Annotated in this window: 18 protein-coding genes; 5 read left to right on the plus strand and 13 right to left on the minus strand. The window is 63.0% G+C overall.

Annotated elements, in window-relative coordinates:
* The 5 genes from ACNJX9_RS13570 to xoxF5 all read right to left on the minus strand — a co-directional run bounded on the left by ACNJX9_RS13570 (position 1) and on the right by xoxF5 (position 5225).
* On the minus strand, positions 1-453 hold the full coding sequence (locus ACNJX9_RS13570) for a (2Fe-2S)-binding protein (protein WP_439409208.1): 453 nt from the start codon (positions 451-453) through the stop codon (positions 1-3).
* Positions 454-1056: 603 nt separating this feature from the next.
* The gene (gene gfa / locus ACNJX9_RS13575; RefSeq protein ID WP_271601466.1) at positions 1057-1620 is read right to left on the minus strand and encodes an S-(hydroxymethyl)glutathione synthase; all 564 of its coding nucleotides are present in this window, start codon (positions 1618-1620) and stop codon (positions 1057-1059) included.
* 30 nt (positions 1621-1650) lie between these two features.
* Positions 1651-2760, minus strand: a complete 1110-nt coding sequence (locus ACNJX9_RS13580) for an S-(hydroxymethyl)glutathione dehydrogenase/class III alcohol dehydrogenase (protein WP_439409209.1) — start codon at positions 2758-2760, stop codon at positions 1651-1653.
* A gap of 61 nt (positions 2761-2821) precedes the next feature.
* On the minus strand, positions 2822-3310 hold the full coding sequence (locus ACNJX9_RS13585) for a c-type cytochrome, methanol metabolism-related (RefSeq protein WP_057750890.1): 489 nt from the start codon (positions 3308-3310) through the stop codon (positions 2822-2824).
* A 112-nt stretch (positions 3311-3422) separates the two neighbouring features.
* A complete protein-coding gene (gene xoxF5, locus ACNJX9_RS13590; RefSeq protein ID WP_220001075.1) occupies positions 3423-5225 on the minus strand; it encodes a lanthanide-dependent methanol dehydrogenase XoxF5 in 1803 nt (600 codons plus the stop codon).
* Positions 5226-5739: 514 nt separating this feature from the next.
* Between xoxF5 and ACNJX9_RS13595 the strand changes: the two genes are divergently transcribed.
* Complete coding sequence (locus ACNJX9_RS13595) at positions 5740-6708, plus strand: helix-turn-helix domain-containing protein (RefSeq protein WP_439409210.1); 969 nt, start codon at positions 5740-5742, stop codon at positions 6706-6708.
* A 10-nt stretch (positions 6709-6718) separates the two neighbouring features.
* On the opposite strand, the gene ACNJX9_RS13600 is transcribed toward ACNJX9_RS13595, so the two are convergent.
* The 4 genes from ACNJX9_RS13600 to ACNJX9_RS13615 form a co-directional block, all read right to left on the minus strand.
* A complete protein-coding gene (locus tag ACNJX9_RS13600) occupies positions 6719-7144 on the minus strand; it encodes a hypothetical protein (protein ID WP_439410051.1) in 426 nt (141 codons plus the stop codon).
* 182 nt (positions 7145-7326) lie between these two features.
* The gene (locus ACNJX9_RS13605) at positions 7327-8265 is read right to left on the minus strand and encodes a substrate-binding periplasmic protein (protein WP_439409211.1); all 939 of its coding nucleotides are present in this window, start codon (positions 8263-8265) and stop codon (positions 7327-7329) included.
* On the minus strand, positions 8262-8615 hold the full coding sequence (locus tag ACNJX9_RS13610; RefSeq protein ID WP_057750876.1) for a c-type cytochrome: 354 nt from the start codon (positions 8613-8615) through the stop codon (positions 8262-8264). The genes ACNJX9_RS13605 and ACNJX9_RS13610 overlap by 4 nt, the downstream gene beginning before the upstream one ends.
* A gap of 12 nt (positions 8616-8627) precedes the next feature.
* The gene (locus ACNJX9_RS13615; protein ID WP_271601462.1) at positions 8628-10292 is read right to left on the minus strand and encodes a methanol/ethanol family PQQ-dependent dehydrogenase; all 1665 of its coding nucleotides are present in this window, start codon (positions 10290-10292) and stop codon (positions 8628-8630) included.
* Between the two features lie 335 nt (positions 10293-10627).
* On the opposite strand from ACNJX9_RS13615, the gene ACNJX9_RS13620 reads away from it, so the two are divergent.
* From ACNJX9_RS13620 to ACNJX9_RS13635, 4 genes are all read left to right on the plus strand, one after another.
* Positions 10628-11020, plus strand: coding sequence for an EF-hand domain-containing protein (locus tag ACNJX9_RS13620; RefSeq protein WP_057751392.1), 393 nt, complete (start codon positions 10628-10630; stop codon positions 11018-11020).
* A 183-nt stretch (positions 11021-11203) separates the two neighbouring features.
* The gene (pqqA, locus tag ACNJX9_RS13625) at positions 11204-11284 is read left to right on the plus strand and encodes a pyrroloquinoline quinone precursor peptide PqqA (protein WP_012029362.1); all 81 of its coding nucleotides are present in this window, start codon (positions 11204-11206) and stop codon (positions 11282-11284) included.
* A gap of 25 nt (positions 11285-11309) precedes the next feature.
* Entirely contained in the window at positions 11310-12215 is a 906-nt protein-coding gene (locus tag ACNJX9_RS13630; protein WP_439409212.1) for a hypothetical protein, read from the plus strand.
* Between the two features lie 104 nt (positions 12216-12319).
* Positions 12320-12529 (plus strand): hypothetical protein, encoded by a 210-nt coding sequence (locus tag ACNJX9_RS13635; RefSeq protein ID WP_220001069.1) that lies wholly within the window; start codon positions 12320-12322, stop codon positions 12527-12529.
* A 10-nt stretch (positions 12530-12539) separates the two neighbouring features.
* On the opposite strand, the gene ACNJX9_RS13640 is transcribed toward ACNJX9_RS13635, so the two are convergent.
* The 4 genes from ACNJX9_RS13640 to ACNJX9_RS13655 are packed head-to-tail and all read right to left on the minus strand — an operon-like array spanning position 12540 to position 15339.
* Complete coding sequence (locus ACNJX9_RS13640) at positions 12540-12899, minus strand: hypothetical protein (protein ID WP_439409213.1); 360 nt, start codon at positions 12897-12899, stop codon at positions 12540-12542.
* A gap of 47 nt (positions 12900-12946) precedes the next feature.
* A complete protein-coding gene (locus ACNJX9_RS13645) occupies positions 12947-13669 on the minus strand; it encodes an ABC transporter ATP-binding protein (protein WP_439409214.1) in 723 nt (240 codons plus the stop codon).
* Entirely contained in the window at positions 13659-14396 is a 738-nt protein-coding gene (locus tag ACNJX9_RS13650) for an ABC transporter permease (protein ID WP_271601458.1), read from the minus strand. Before ACNJX9_RS13650 ends, ACNJX9_RS13645 begins: the two co-directional genes overlap by 11 nt.
* A 1-nt stretch (position 14397) precedes the next feature.
* Positions 14398-15339 carry an ABC transporter substrate-binding protein gene (locus ACNJX9_RS13655; protein ID WP_439410052.1) on the minus strand — a complete coding sequence of 314 codons (942 nt, stop codon included), beginning with the start codon at positions 15337-15339 and terminating at the stop codon, positions 14398-14400.
* Positions 15340-15436: the final 97 nt, after the last annotated feature.

Below are 15436 nucleotides of genomic sequence, written 5' to 3' on the forward strand. Positions count from 1 at the left end.
TCACACTCCCGTCGACGCGAGGTGGACGGCGTTTTCGATACGCTGGTAGCAGCCGCAGCGGCAGATGTTGCCCGACATCGCCTCGCGGATCTGGTCATGCGATGGCTTGGGATTTTCCATCAGCAGGGCCGCGGCCTGCATGATCTGGCCGGCCTGGCAGAAGCCGCATTGGGGGACGTTGACCTGGCGCCACGCCTTCTGGACGGGATGATCTCCGCTCGGATGCAGCCCCTCGATCGTGGTGACCTCGCGCCCCGCGACGTCGTTGATCGAGGTGATGCAGGAGCGCACCGCCTCCTTGTCGACGATGACGGTGCAGGCGCCGCACAGCGCCTGGCCGCAGCCGAATTTGGTGCCGGTAAGCCCGGCTTCGTCGCGCAGGAACCAGAGTAATGGGAGATCCGGGTCGCCGTCCCAGCTCTGTTCCTGGCCGTTAATCTTCACCTTGATCATGATCGTCCCTCGCTCTTCATAAGCTTGCTGATTTCGACATTGCCGGTTTCGGTCGGCGCAATGTCCGTAGCGTCGTGTGACCGCATTCCGGGTCGTCATCCCACATGGGCAGGTCCCGGCAGGAAGCTAGAATGCGAATCGTAATGTCCTGAAGTGCTCGATACCTCCTGTTTTGTTCTTGTTTGATTGAACTCGTGCGGCATCGTGGCGACACGACCGTAGCAGGAAACGCGCCGGACCGGCGTTCACGGCCGGGTATCATTGACGTGAACAGATTGCATCGGGGTTTGTCAAAAGCAGGGCGCGGCAACGGCTCGCGCGACGGCGATCGCAAAATCGAAGAGTGAAAAAAGCTTCGTCCGCCAGAGGGACTGCGCGGACGAAGCAGTCGTCCTCAGTCGAGGGAGGGAGAATCGCAGGGCCGCGCTGACTTCAAGACCGAAGAGGGCGGCACCGCGCAGTCATTCAGAGACCAGGACTGAGGGAGCGGAACGCGCGCATGCACAAGCGCTGGTGGCAGGATGACCGCGATCATCCGAGAGCCGCACCCATCCCGCTCGCTGGCGGACCAGCGAGCGGAAGGGATATCGTCAGGTGGCCTTGTCAGGCGGCCTTGGCCTTCGCCACGTGGGTGGCGATCGCATCCATCAGTGCCGGCGACAGGCAGTCATAGGGCTCGAGCCCGATTTCCTTCAGCCGCGACCGAATGCCGGCCATCTGCTCGGGCTTTACGCCGGATTCGATGACAGAGGAGACGAAGGCGGCGAATTGCGGCGCCTGCCAGCCCTGCTCCTGGAACAGCTCGGGATGGATAAAGTCGAGACCATAGAACGGGTGGTTCTTGTTCTCGATGCGGCCGTACATGTGCGTGCCGCAGGCCTTGCAGGCGTGGCGTTGGATCACCGCGGAGGGATCCACCACCTGGAGCTTGTCGCCGTTCTCGAGCACGGTGACGTTCTGGCGCGGCACCACGGCGACGACCGAGAAGGTCGCGCCCTGCGGCTTCCAGCACTTGGTGCAGCCGCAGGCATGGTTGTGGGCGACGTCGCCCTTGACGCCGACCTTGACCTGATGATCGCTGCATTTGCAGACGAGCGTGCCGCCGGCAAAGTGCCCGGTACCTAGTTTGACGCCGTTATCGATCGATGGGTGGAGTGCAACAGTCATGGGTCGATCCTCCTTGGGGTGACGCTTGAGCTAGAACACGACGACGGAACGAATCGATTTGCCCTCATGCATCAGGTCGAAGCCCCTGTTGATGTCTTCGAGCTTGAGCGTGTGGGTGATCATCGGATCGATCTGGATCTTTCCGTTCATGTACCAGTCGACGATCTTCGGCACGTCAGTGCGGCCGCGGGCGCCGCCGAAGGCGGTGCCGCGCCAGTTGCGGCCGGTGACGAGCTGGAACGGACGGGTGGCGATCTCCTTGCCGGCTTCGGCAACGCCAATGATGATCGAGGTGCCCCAGCCGCGATGGCAGGCTTCCAGCGCCTGGCGCATCACTGTGGTGTTGCCGGTGCAGTCGAAGGTGTAGTCGGCACCGCCGTCGGTGAGGGTGACGAGATGCGGGACGATGTCGCCGGTGAGCTTTTTCGGATTGACGAAGTCGGTCATGCCGAACCGGCGGCCCCATTCCTCCTTGGAGTCGTTGATGTCGACGCCGATGATCTTGTCGGCGCCGGCCATCTTGGCGCCCTGGATCACGTTCAGCCCGATACCGCCGAGGCCGAACACGACGACGTTGGAACCGGGCGTAACCTTCGCGGTGTTCACCACGGCGCCGACGCCGGTGGTGACGCCGCAGCCGATGTAGCAGCTCTTGTCGAACGGCGCGTCCTCGCGGATCTTCGCCACCGCGATCTCCGGCAGCACCGTGAAGTTGGAGAAGGTCGAGCAGCCCATATAGTGGTAGATCGGCTTGCCCTTGTAGGAGAAGCGGCTGGTGCCATCAGGCATCACGCCCTTGCCTTGCGTCGCGCGGATCGCGGTGCAGAGATTGGTCTTCTGGCTCAGGCAGCTTTTGCACTGCCGGCATTCCGGCGTGTAGAGCGGAATGACATGATCGCCCGGCTTCACCGAGGTCACGCCTGCTCCAATCTCGCGGATGATGCCGGCGCCCTCGTGACCGAGGATCGACGGGAATATCCCTTCGCTGTCGAAACCGTCGAGCGTATAGGCGTCGGTATGGCAGATGCCCGTCGCCTTGATCTCGACCAGGACTTCGCCGGTCTTCGGCCCCTCCAGATCGACCTCGACGATTTCGAGCGGTTTTTTGGCTTCGAAAGCGACGGCGGCACGTGTCTTCATCGGTGACTCCTCAAATTCTCGCAGGATGCCAAGACGTAAGTCTCAGATCGGCTGCAAACGTTCACTTCTTGCCCATGCACGAGTCTTCATTTTTGGTATAGGCGTCGTTCTTGTCCTCATGCTTGCCGGGACGGGCACGGCCCCAGGCGTCGTTGGAGCGGGCGCGCAGATAGACGTAGAGATCGTCCATGTAGCAGGCGACGTTGGGGTTATCGCCGAAGGCCGGCATGACGTTCTCCGAAGCGGTCGAGATGTTCTTGCGGCCGGAGGCGACAACGCCGAGAAAATCGCCATAGCTCATCGTCTTGAGCGAATCCCTCAGTGCGGGCGCATAGGTCGAGCCCATGCCGTCAGGGCCATGGCACACGTGACAGTCCGAGTGATAGCGGCGGTATCCGGAATAAGTATACCAGTCGACGGAGTCGCCGTTGACCTTGAAGGTCGGATTCCCGTCCTTATCGAGCCATTCGCCAGTTTCGTTCTGCTTGACGGCGGCCGGATCGCCCGAGCCGTCCGCGACAGCAATTCCCCCGGACGCAACGAAGATCATCAGAGCAATGACAGAGCAGATTCTACGCAAGAGATGTTCCTCGAAGGCATCCGGTGGAGACGAGCCGGCGCGTGGAAATTGATCCACGCGCCGGAGCGATACTGAACAGAGGCTAGTTGGGCAGCGAGAACACGGTCAGCGTGCCGCCGAGTGCCGTGTAGTTGCTGAGAGCCGCGTAGCCACCAACCGCGCCGAGGCCCGCGGTCGGATCAGTCAGACCTGCGGCCAGACCGATACCGGCCCAGCCACCGACGCCGGAGAGCACTGCGACATACTGCTTGCCGCCGTTCTCATAGGTGGTGACGTTGCCGATGATGCCGGAGGGAGTCTTGAACTTGTAGAGCTCCTTGCCGGTCTTGGCGTCGACCGCCTTCAAATAGCCTTCGAGCGTGCCGTAGAACACCACGCCGCCGGCGGTTGCGAGCGCACCCGACCAGACCGAGAACTGCTCCTTGTTCGACCACACGATCTTGCCGGTCTTGCCGTCCCAGGCGATGAAGTTACCCATGTTGGTATCGCCCTGCGGCGGATACATCGAGAGCGTCGCACCCACATAGGGCTGGCCCGCGGTGTAGCTCACCTTGAACGGTTCGTAGTCCATGCAGACGTGGTTGGTCGGAACGTAGAACAGCTGCGTGTCCGGCGAGTAGGCTGCCGGCTGCTCGTCCTTGGTGCCGAGCGCGGCCGGGCAGATGCCCTTCACGTTGTGGTCCTCACCCGCCTTGTCGGTCGAAGCTGCGTCGAGCACCTTCGGACGACCATAGGTCGGCGAGTTCTTGTCCATGTCGACGCCGGAGGTCCAGTTCACCTTCGGATCGTACTTCTCGGCGACCAGGAGCTCGCCGGTTGCGCGATCGAGCGTATAGCCGAGGCCGTTACGGTCGAAATGCGTCAGCAGCTTGCGGGCCTGGCCGTTGATCGACTGATCCGAGAGGATCATCTCGTTGACGCCGTCATAGTCCCATTCGTCATGGGGCGTCATCTGATAGACCCATTTCGCAACGCCGGTATCCGGGTTACGTGCCCAGATCGTCATCGACCATTTGTTGTCGCCGGGGCGCTGCTTCGGATTCCAGGTCGAGGGGTTGCCCGATCCGTAGTAGATCAGGTTCAGCTCGGGGTCGTAGGAAATCCAGCCCCAAGTGGCGCCGCCGCCGATCTTCCACTGATCGCCTTGCCAGGTCTTCAGGCTCGAATCCTTGCCGACGGGCTTGCCGAGTGCGGTGGTGCTGTCGTTGACCAGGATCTGGTCATCAGGGCCTTCGGAATAGCCGCGCCAGGCCAGCTTGCCGGTCTTGATGTCGTAGGCGCTCATGTGAGCCTGAACGCCGAACTCGCCGCCGGAGATACCGATCAGCACCTTGTCCTTGACAACCATCGGGGCCGAGGTTCCGGTCTCGCCCTTGCTCGGGTCGCCGTTCTTGGCGGTCCATGCGACCTGACCGGTCTTGGCGTCGAGCGCGACGAGGGTCGTGTCGGCCTGGTGCAGGAAGATCTTGCCGTCGCCGAATGCGAGGCCGCGGTTGACCGTGTCGCAGCACATCACCGGGATCACGTTCGGATCCTGCTTCGGCTCGTACTTCCAGACGATCTTGTTCTCGTTGGAAAGGTCAAGGGCGTAGACCTTGTTCGGGAAGGGCGTATGGACATACATGATGTTGCCGATGATCAGCGGCCCGCCTTCGTGGCCGCGCAGCACGCCGGTCGAGAAGGTCCAGGCGACCTGGAGCTTTCCGACATTTTGTGCGTTGATCTGATTGAGCTTGGAGTAGCGGCTGTTGGCGTAGTCGCCGGTCGGCATCACCCAGTCCTTCGGGTTCTGCGACATCTTGTTCAGCTCGTCATTGGCCGACGCGTTCCCGACGGCGAGAGCCGCCGCGGAGCCAAGAAAGGTCGCCAGTAGCACCTTGCGCATAGTCATTTCCTCCGTTGGTCTCGTTTATTGTTTCCGAAGCATTTGCTTCATCACCGGGCTTCTCGTCCGGCGTCTGCTCGTGCAGGGCGGTCACGTTAGGGACCAGAAACGATGCCGTGCTGTCTCCTCCTCCTATGAGAGCTACGGGTCCACGTGCAGGAGCGGCCCGTTCTTTTTGTTCCTGCCGCAATTCCTAACGACTTCGCCAACGGGAAACTTGCCCAAGAGTGAACCCGCTTTGCTCGACAGCGCACGAACGCAAAGTTTTTGATTTTGCGGTAGCGAATTCAGCGGCTTCGGTGCGATGCAGTGCCCTGTTCAACGCTCAGGTTCCCCTTGACGGCGGTGCAACTAAGGCGGAGGATTAACCGTCAAGGGTGGCGATGGAACGTGGCGCTCGTTTCAAAAGACCGCCCAAATTTGAGGTAAACGTCACGCAATCAAGGCTGAGGGCTTCAGCAGGCGCTGGCCGCGATTCGCATGGGATCTCCGGGTATCACCAGTGGCTGGATTAATGTCCGACACAATTCACACGCTCTCGACGACGGGACTGACGCCCAAGCGGCAGATCCAGAGTTGGGTCGACGGATTGACGAATCTGTGTGGTCATTTCGATGTCGATCCGCTGGAGGCATCCTCGCTCGAAGGACGCATCGACTACACGACGGTCTCGCGGCTGAAGCTCTGTCAGATCGAAGTCAGCCAGCATCGCATCGCGCACACGTTCGCGCGGGCCAAGGCCAACGAACACCCGTACATCAAGATTCACTTCCAGACCTATGGCGTGTCCTACTTCGAGCAGGAAGGCCGCCATATCGAGCTGAACCCGGGCGACATCATCGCCTATGACGTCTCCTGTCCGCATTTGATCGTCAGCCCCGCCTTCACGCGCCACGACGTGGTGATCGTGCCCAAAGCGCTTTTGCGCGATCGCGGCTTCCCGTCACAGCGCATGCAGGCCTGCAAGCTGTCGGCGAAGACGGGTACCGGGCGGATCGCCCATGATTTCGTCCATGCCACGTTCGACGAGGCGGCGAAGCTGTCGGCCAACACCGCGGTCGGCGTTGCCGATTCGCTGATCGACCTGCTGCTGCTGCCGCTGCGCGAAGCCGACACGATGTTCGATCGGGTCGGGCCCGAGGCGATGTATGTGCGTGCCCAATTTTTCATCCGCGAGCATCTGCGCGATCCCGATCTGTGCATCGACCAGATTTCCGCCGAGCTCGGCTGTTCCAAGCGCTATCTGCACATGCTGTTCTCGGAGCGCGGCACCACGGTGAGCGACTACATCTGGCAGGCGCGCCTGCAGAACTGCCGTCAGGAGCTCGAAGCCCACTGCGGCAAGACCATCACCGACGTCGCATTCTCCTGGGGCTTCTCCAGCTCATCGCATTTCAGCCGCGTATTCCGGAAATATTTCGGCGTGGTGCCGTCATCGATCCACAAGGCGCAGCAAGGTGCCATCGCAGCGGGCGAGACATAGGCCGGCTTGCTCAACTCGACATGGCGACGTAGGGAATGCTGGTCACGAGCGCCGCGACCAGCATTGCGTTGCAGAGCATTCCGCTCCAATGCAACCGGCGTAGTCGGCGCACGGCCTCGGTGTCGCCGGCATCCCTGGCGCTGAGCTCTTCGTCCATCCGTTGCATGAACCAACCGCGTCCCCGGATCGCGAGAGCCGCGATCAAGCCGATGCCGGTGGCGAAAAGCGGCCGACCCGCGACGAGGAAAGCCACGGTCGCAAGGACGCCTGTCACAGCCATCATTCTGAATTGGATGTTGAACATCCCGCGCAGCAGCTGCGTGACGGGCGGAATGTCCAGCTTCACCAGCAGGAATGCGGGCGAGGCCAGCAGGAAATAGCCCATCGGAAAAAGCAGGATGACCAGGGCTGCGACGGCGACAGCATCGGGTTTCATGCGCTCGGCCTTTCTGCGTGTGGAGCGACGGCCGCACCACATCCCCCCGTCATCGCCCGGCTCGACCGGGGCGATCCAGTATTCCAGAGAGGGTGTGATTGAGTCCATAGGCCGCGGGGTACTGGATGCCCCGGTCAAGCCGGGGCATGACACCTGACGTGGTGGCACGCGCGGCGGCCACCTCACCGCTGAATGATCTTCGTCCAGACATCGCCGAGGATCGCCGGCTCGCGTGGCGGCAGATACGTCAGGCCGGCCTGCTTGCCGAGTTCGGCAATCCTGCCCTCGGCGGCAAGATCGGACAGAGCCTTGTTGACGGCCTCGATCAAGTTGGGATCGCTGCCAAGTCCGACATAGCCGCGATTGGCGCCGATCGGATAATAATAGCCGGAGGCGGCGATGGCCGTATCAGGATGCGCGGCGCGATGGGCGTCGTAGCGGGCCAGGTCGATCAGGGTCGCGTCGTAATCGCCGCGATTGAGCGCGCCCAGAAGGTCGTCGCGGCCGGGGACGAGATGGGTAATGTTGTCGATCAGCCGTCCCCTGTCGAACGTCATCAGGATGGCATCGCCGAGAGAGCCGCTCTCGATCGCGAGGCGAAGCCCGGCGAGATCGCCGATGTCAGCAATCTTGCGCTCGCGCGCCTTCGGGCCGAGGACGACGGTCATCGGCGAATAGAGGTAAGGTTTGCTCGGCGCCAGCACGCCGAGTGTGACGCGGCGGCGGCGGTCGTCGCGCGTGGCGCCGGCAAAATCCGGCAGGCGCGCCGTTGGCACGCCCGGCTTGACGAGCGAGTCCGTCGTCAGCGCGTAGCCGCCGATCAGGGAGCAGCGCCCGTCGGACAGTAGTGCGTTGGCCTCGAGCTGCGGGCTCGAATCCTCATCCAGTTTGCTCTCGAACCATTGGATTTTGAGCGGCCGTCCCATCCGGTCCGCGATCGCCTGCGCCAGCAGCACGTCGAAGCCTGAGTCCGGCCTGCCCTTGTGATGCGCCGAGAGCGGCGGGTGGTCCTCGTCGAGACAGATGGAGAGGGGATCGGCGGCCCGAGCTGACGTCGAGGCTGCCGTCGCCGCAGCCGCGATGATCGTCATTAGCGCGAGCGCCGCTAGCCGGTGTCTCATGGCTTCCTCCGGCTCGAAATGAAGGCCCAGAGATTGCCGATGTCATCGTCGCTCAAGATATCGCCCCAGGGCGGCATCTTGTTGTTCTTGCCGTTCTTCACGGTGGTGACGAAGCGCGTCCTGTCGTCAGGGAAGGCGCGCAGGTCCGGCGTGATGGTGCCGGAGTTCATCAGGTTGGGGCCGTGGCAGTGCGAGCATTTTTCGGCATAGGTCGACTTGCCGTGGTCGATCTGCGCCTGCAGCGGATTGCCGTTCGAATCATCCGCGGCACGGACGGTCGCCGCAAGCGCGACCGTCAGTACCGCGACGGTGGCGATCCTCGCCACCGTCCTGTGAGCTGTGTCCTTCAACGGGTCTTGCCGTTACTGCTTCACCGCAAAGACCCAGAGCGAGCCGCCGGGCGGCACCTTGGCCAGCCGCTCGTCGCCGGAGAACAGCGAGTAGACGCCGCCATAGCCGCTCGTGACGGCGACGTACTGTACGCCGTCCTGCTGCCAGGTCACCGGCTGTCCCTCGATGCCGGAGCCGGTCTGGAACTGCCAGAGTTTCTTGCCGCTGTCGGCGTCGAAGGCCTCGAACTCGCCGGTCAGCGCGCCGGTGAAGACGACGCCCCCCGCGGTCGACAGCACGCCGGAGAAGCGCGGGATGTCGCTGGCCGCCTCCCACTTCGCCTTGCCGGTCATCGGATCGATCGCCTTCAGATGGCCGCGCGCGCCGTCACCCCATTCCCAGGGATCGGTCAGGTCCATGCCGAGATACCATTCACCCTGTTTGAAGGTGACCGGCTCCGATTTGTACCTGCCGCCGAAGGCGAGCGTGTTGGCGTAGGCAAGGCCCGTCTGCGGGTTGAACGACATCGGCTCCCAGTTCTTGCCGCCGAGGATCGACGGATAGACCGTGACCTTCTTGCCGTCACGGGCATCCTTGACGACGTCGGTCTCGATCGGACGGCCTGTCTTCATGTCGACGCCGGTCGCCCAATTCACCTTCACATATGGATTGGCAGCGAGCAGCTTTCCGTTAGTGCGATCGAGCACGTAGAAGAAGCCGTTGCGGTTGGCATCCATCAGCACCTTGGTCGGCTTGCCCTCGACATTCATGTCGGCGAGGACCATCTCGGCCACCGAGTCATAGTCGAACGGGTTGTTCGGCGAGAACTGGTAGTGCCACTTGATCTTGCCGGTCTTGGGATCCATCGCCAGCACGGAGCAGGTGTAGAGATTGTCGCCGGGGCGCACGGCCGAATTGAACGGGCCGGGGTTGCCGATGCCCCAATAGACCGTGTTCAGCTCGGGATCATAGGACCCCGTGATCCAGGTCGAGCCGCCGCCGAGCTTCCAGGTGTCGCCCTTCCAGGTGTCGCCGCCGGGCTCGTCCGGCGAGGGGATCGAGTGGGTGCGCCAGAGGTGCTTGCCCGTCGCCGGATCCCAGCCGTCGATGAAGCCGCGGGTGCCGAATTCGGCGCCGGAAATGCCGGTGATGACGACACCGTCCGCAACCAGCGGAGCCACCGTCATCGAGTAGCCTTCCTTGATGTCGGCCGCTTTCTGCCGCCACAGCTCCTTGCCGTCCTTGATGTCGAGCGCGATGACGTTGGCATCGAGCGTGGTGCGGAACAGCTTGCCGTCGAACAGCGCCGCGCCGCGATTGATGATGCCGCAGCAGACGATGCGCGGTGTCTCGGCCGGATATTCGATCTTGGATTTCCAGATCTGCTTGCCGGTCTTGGCCTCGACCGCCATGGTCGCGTTGTGCGAGGTGACGTAGATCACGCCCTGGTAGACCAGCGGCTGCGATTCCTCACTGCGATCGTCGTTGAGGGAGTAATTCCAGACCGGGACGAGATTCTTGACGGTGTCTTTGTTGATCTGGTTCAGCGTCGAGAAGCGCTGAAGATTGTAGCCCATCCCGTAATTGAGAACGTTCGACGTATCGGTTGCACCCTTGACCAGTTGATCGGTCGTCTGTGCGCTCGCAACCGAGCATGCGGATATGACGAGGCTCGCGGCCATCGCAAGGCGTTTCATCCGTTCCTCCCAATATGCGCGTCTTTTGACGCTGCGATTGCAACACTCCGCCCGAAAGCAAAACACGTCAATACGAAAGTCGAAACTGCGCTGCCGATATGTTGGACGCAGGAGATCGGTCACCTGACGGAAACCTGACTGATGACTCCGACTTGCGCGTAGACGCTGAAAAAATTCCGCGGCATGATGCAAGGGCCCGCAATGAGCGGGCGCGCGGACCGGTCCACCGGTTGTGCGGTGTGCGGGTTGCAATTCCCGACTTGAACCGGGGGCCGGCTTGCGGATTTATGCTGTCGCGATCCCCGGCGAGTCGGGGCATGGCGAGGGAGGTCAAAATGATATCGCGTCGCTCAGTTGCGCTTGCGTTCACGTTTGCCGTGGTGTCGGGTCCGGCCTGGTCGGCATCCGCTAGCGCTGTCAAGATGTTCGACACCGACAATGACGGCACGCTCGATCTGGCCGAGGTGAAAAAGGCTGCAACCGCGCTGTTTGCCAAGCTCGATCCGGACCATGACGGGACGCTCGATGCGCGCGAACTGCGCGGACGGCTAACGGCGAAAGAACTCGCCGCTGCCGACCCCGATCACGACGGCACGCTGACGCTCGATGAATATCTCGCCGTCGTGGAGCAGCGCTTCAACGCAGCAAATCCCGACAAGGACGGCACGCTCGACGCCAAGGAGCTGAATTCGCCAGCGGGTCGCGCCTTGCTGCGATTGCTGCGCTGAGGTCGTCAGCGCTTGACTGGGAGCGAAGGCGGTTTGTCCGAGAGCGAAATTTGCGCGTGTTATTCGATACTTCGCCGTGTTCGCGGTCCGATTCCAGACTTGCGCTGTGCCTGAGGCAGCCCTAGGTTTTGCCCGGCGCGATGTCGCGCTCAATACTTGGCTCAATACCTGGGGAGACCCCGAATGGCCTGGAAAGCTCCGAAGATCGTGGAAGTGCCGGTCGGCATGGAAATCAACATGTACGCCTGCGCAGCGCGCAAGTAAGACTGACAAACCTGCCGCGGCTTCGATGGCAGATGCCCTCGAAGCCGTGGTAGTGTTCTGCATGCGCTTGGGGGCTTCCACATTCAGGACTGCAGTTGCGTGCATCGTCGCGTTCGCGCCAGCAGGTGTGAGCGCCGAAGAGGGCTTTGATACCGAGCACATCTTCGGCTTCATGATCGGCAGCGATGTCGGCAATCAGGGCGAGCGCGAATTCCAGACCCAGACGACGGGACGCTTCGGCAAGGGCGCTGGTACCTATCGCGCCCTCGAGCACGAGGTCGAGCTAGAGATCGTGCCGCTGCCGAATTTTCGCGTCGAGGTCGGCGGCACCGTGACGCTGCATGACATCACCGGCGTCCCCGACATCGATGACCGCCGCCAGTTCAATTTCCAGGGCCTCTCGCTCGATTTGCGTTATCGCCTGCTCGGCCGTGAGAACGCCCCCTTCGGGATGACCATCGCCGCCGAGACCCATGGCGATCGCATCGACGAGGTCAGCGGCGCGAAGGGGCGGATGTACGGCACCAATTTCACGCTCGCCTTCGATCGCGAGCTGATTCCGAACTTCGTGATCGGCGCGCTCAATCTGATCTACCAGCCGGAATGGGCGCGCTTCGAGGTGTCAGGCCTGTCGGAGCGGAGCTCGACCATCGGCGCCGCCTTCGCCGGCATGGTGCGTGTGCGGCCGGATTTCCTGCTCGGAGGAGAGCTGCGCTACTTCCGCCAATATGAAGGTATTGGCCTTGGCGAGTTCGCAGGCCAGGCCCTGTTCGTCGGACCGACGGCCTATGTCCAGCTCTCGGAGCAATCGCGGCTGACCCTGAGCTGGAGCATGCAGGCCTGGGGCCGTCCGGCGGGATCCGGGGCCAATCTCGATCTCGTCAATTTCGAGCGCCACCAGGCGCGGATCGTGTTCGGGATCAACTTCTAGCAGGAGAGGTTCCCCGCTTGTCCTCACGCGCGTTTGAAACTTCCAGCTGCGGGAAACGTAGCCCTTTGTGCTAGTCTCAATCGCTCCCGCGCGAGGATCCCGGCATGAATCCGATCGACCTGGTGGTGACTGTGTGTGTGGTGCTCTCGCCTGCGACCTGCGAGGAGCAGCATCTGGTGTTCAATTTTGGCGGCTCGCCGGCGCAATGCTCTATGGCCGCGCCGCCCTATATCGCGCAATGGATCGGTGATCACCCGAAATGGCAGGCGGTGCGCTGGCGCTGCGAATTTCCGCATACGCATGACAAGGCGTGACGCGCGAACGTTACTTGGTGCAATCCTTCAAATCCTTGTCGGAGATCGAGAACACTGCGTCGGCTTTGATCTCGATGTCGCGCACGATGCATTGCCGCGAATTGGGATAGCTCACCTTGGCGTCGTAGCGGCCGGGCTCGATGCCGGTGATGCGCAGCCGCTCGTCGTGGTCGACCTCCTTGTCCTTGTCGTTCAGGCACTGGTTCGGGCCCCAGTCGGTCTTGCCTGATGCCGCGAGCTGGAAGCCGGAGATCGTCTCGCTGGTCAAATTCCAGAGCCGAATGCCCTTGCCCTTGTCCTTGGTCTGAGCGAGCGTGGCGCCCGTCATCGCAATCAACAGGATGCCTGTCGCAATCAGCTGGCGGCGCACGGTGACCTCCCACGACAATCTCGTTGGACTTAGTTGATCACGAGTTCTCATTTCGTTTCAAGCTCCAACGCCGCAAGCTCCGCCCTGATCTCCGCCCTGATCCTGGCGAGCTCAACTTCGTTCCGTTTCGCGCGCGGAATCGCGATCGGCACCTCCTGCACGATGCGTGCGGGGCGGGGCGACAGGAAGAACAGGCGGTCGCCGAGACGGATGGCATCTTCGAGGCTGTGGGTGACGAGCAGCGTCATCACGGGACGGCTCGCCACCAGCGTCGCGATCTCGTCGCGCAGGCGTCCGGCGAGGGCGTCGTCGAGCGAGGCGAGCGGTTCGTCGAGCACCAGCAGATCGGGCTCGACTGCGAACGCACGGGCGAGCGCGACGCGGCGGGCAAGGCCCAGCGACAATTCGCCTGGAAAGTGACTGCGATGCGCTTCCAGCTCGAGGATCCTGAACAGCTCCGACAGCTTGCCATCGGTGACGTCGGGCGCTGCCAACCGCACATTCTGCTCGACCGAGCGCCACGGCAATAGCCGCGGCTCCTGGAACACCATGCCGATCCGCGCCTCCGGCGGGCGCGCGACATGGCCGTCGAAGTCGCGGTCGAGCCCGAGGATGATGCGCAGCATCGTGCTCTTGCCGCAGCCTGAGGGGCCGACGAGCACGCCGACCTCGCCGAACTGAATCGCGAATTTGATCGGCGCCAACACCTGGTGCGGTCCACCCGCAGCGCTCCGATAGGTCTTGCCTGTGATGTCGACCTCAAGCCGCACGGGGTCGCCACCGCGTTGCGCGGGCCTCGAACGGCTGCACCAGCGCCGTCTCGATCACGAGCACGACCGCGGCGAAGGTCAGGGAATAGGCGAGCAGGCGCGGCGTGTCGAACAGCTGGAAGGCGACGCCGATCTCGAAGCCGACGCCGTTCGGCCGTCCCAACAGCTCGGCGACCAGCACGATCTTCCAGACCAGCGACAGGCCGGAGCGGGCGGAGGCCGCGATATAGGGGGCAAGCTGCGGCAGTACGACATGACGGAAGGCGCGCCAGCGCGGCATCGCAAAGACGCTCGCCATCTCGTCGAGCGAACGGTCGAGTGCGCGCGTGCCTTCGCGCAAGGTGACCACCGCGGTCGGCAGCTTATTGATGGCAATCGCTGCGATGGCCGCGGCCTCTGTGAGCCCGGCCCAGATATAGGCCAGCACGATCACCACCAGCGCTGGCAGGTTGAGCAGCAGGATCAGCCAGGGATCGCCGAGGCGGTCCGCGAGCGTCACCCGTCCCATCAGATAGCCGATGGCACTGCCGACCGACATCGCGAGCACGAAGGCGAGCGCAACGCGCGCAAGCGTGGCGCCGAGATGCAGGAACAGCGCGCCGGACGCCGCTTCCGCGATGATGACGTGGAGCACGACAGGCGGGGAGGGCAGTTTTGCACCGCCGACGAACAGCGCGGCTGTCCACCAGATCGCAAGCAGCAGGGCAATCGACAGAAGGCGCAGCACCTCAGTCTCCGGGGACGGCGTGGTAGAACGTGCCGGGATCGAGCTCGGCCGCCGGCCCGACCAGGTCACGGCCGCCGGTCTCGGCCAGCACGCGATAAAGCACGCGCGCATCCGCCTCCTCGTCACTGATGCTCCGGCGCGGAATGCCGTCGCGATAGCGGTCGCGATACGTTTTCAGCATGGCCGGATCGCTCGCGCCGGTGAGCGGGGCGATCTTGTCCCAGGCCGCATCGGAGGTGACCAGAAGCTGCTTGGCCTTGCGGGTCATGGCGAGGAAGCGCGCCACGGCGTCGCGATGGCTGGCGGCCCAGCCCTCATCGAACACATAGCCGACCGCAGAGACCGCGCCCTTGGCGCCGAGGTTCGGCAGGATGTCCTCGATGCCGGCGAGGCGGCGGAAACCTTTTGCCTCGAGCTGGGCGCAGAAATTCCAGAAATTCACGCTCGCATCCATCTCGCCGTCGAGCGCCTTGGCGGCGATCAGGGGCGGCGCGCCATAGACGATGGCCGCATCCGACTTGAGGTCGATGCCGTCCTGCTTCATCCGCGCCTGCAGCAGCAGCCAGCTCTTGTCGATCGGGCCGCCGCCGACGCCGAGTTTGCGTCCCCTCAGATCGGCCAGCGTCTTGATCGGCGAGGATGCGGGCACCATCACGGCGCCGAGCGCACTGGAATAGGGATAGAAGGTCAGCTTGGCGCCGAGCGCGCGCTCGCGCGACACCCAGAGCCAATCCGACAGCATGATGTCGGCATTGCCGGCACGCATCGCAATCTTGCCGGCCTCGGGGCTCGCAAGCTCGGTGACCTCAAGCGACAGGTCGGCCTCCTTGTCGAGCCCGGCCGCGCGGATCGTCGCCAGTTCCCAGGAGAACGTTCCGGTCTTCTGCACCGCAAGGCGGATGACATCAGCGGCGTGGGCCGCCGTGCCCAGCGCCAGCATCATCGCCAGCACTATTGTTCGTGCCAGAACTCTCATCACCTTGTGAGCCATTTCCTCGGATAGAGTGCTTCTCAGGACAATAGGCATAGCATAGCTTCCA

The sequence above is a fragment of the Bradyrhizobium sp. BLXBL-03 genome (assembly GCF_051853015.1).
Lineage (GTDB): Bacteria > Pseudomonadota > Alphaproteobacteria > Rhizobiales > Xanthobacteraceae > Bradyrhizobium > Bradyrhizobium manausense.

Coding starts and splice junctions, on each gene's coding strand:
- ACNJX9_RS13570 (WP_439409208.1), bottom strand. CDS start 453: ATGATCAAGGTGAAGATTAACGGCCAGGAACAGAGCTGGGACGGCGAC.
- gfa (WP_271601466.1), bottom strand. CDS start 1,620: ATGACTGTTGCACTCCACCCATCGATCGATAACGGCGTCAAACTAGGT.
- ACNJX9_RS13595 (WP_439409210.1), top strand. CDS start 5,740: ATGTCCGACACAATTCACACGCTCTCGACGACGGGACTGACGCCCAAG.
- ACNJX9_RS13620 (WP_057751392.1), top strand. CDS start 10,628: ATGATATCGCGTCGCTCAGTTGCGCTTGCGTTCACGTTTGCCGTGGTG.
- ACNJX9_RS13655 (WP_439410052.1), bottom strand. CDS start 15,339: ATGATGCTGGCGCTGGGCACGGCGGCCCACGCCGCTGATGTCATCCGC.
- ACNJX9_RS13635 (WP_220001069.1), top strand. CDS start 12,320: ATGAATCCGATCGACCTGGTGGTGACTGTGTGTGTGGTGCTCTCGCCT.
- ACNJX9_RS13585 (WP_057750890.1), bottom strand. CDS start 3,310: ATGATCTTCGTTGCGTCCGGGGGAATTGCTGTCGCGGACGGCTCGGGC.
- pqqA (WP_012029362.1), top strand. CDS start 11,204: ATGGCCTGGAAAGCTCCGAAGATCGTGGAAGTGCCGGTCGGCATGGAA.
- ACNJX9_RS13615 (WP_271601462.1), bottom strand. CDS start 10,292: ATGAAACGCCTTGCGATGGCCGCGAGCCTCGTCATATCCGCATGCTCG.
- ACNJX9_RS13600 (WP_439410051.1), bottom strand. CDS start 7,144: ATGAAACCCGATGCTGTCGCCGTCGCAGCCCTGGTCATCCTGCTTTTT.
- ACNJX9_RS13580 (WP_439409209.1), bottom strand. CDS start 2,760: ATGAAGACACGTGCCGCCGTCGCTTTCGAAGCCAAAAAACCGCTCGAA.
- ACNJX9_RS13630 (WP_439409212.1), top strand. CDS start 11,310: ATGGCAGATGCCCTCGAAGCCGTGGTAGTGTTCTGCATGCGCTTGGGG.
- ACNJX9_RS13605 (WP_439409211.1), bottom strand. CDS start 8,265: ATGAGACACCGGCTAGCGGCGCTCGCGCTAATGACGATCATCGCGGCT.
- xoxF5 (WP_220001075.1), bottom strand. CDS start 5,225: ATGCGCAAGGTGCTACTGGCGACCTTTCTTGGCTCCGCGGCGGCTCTC.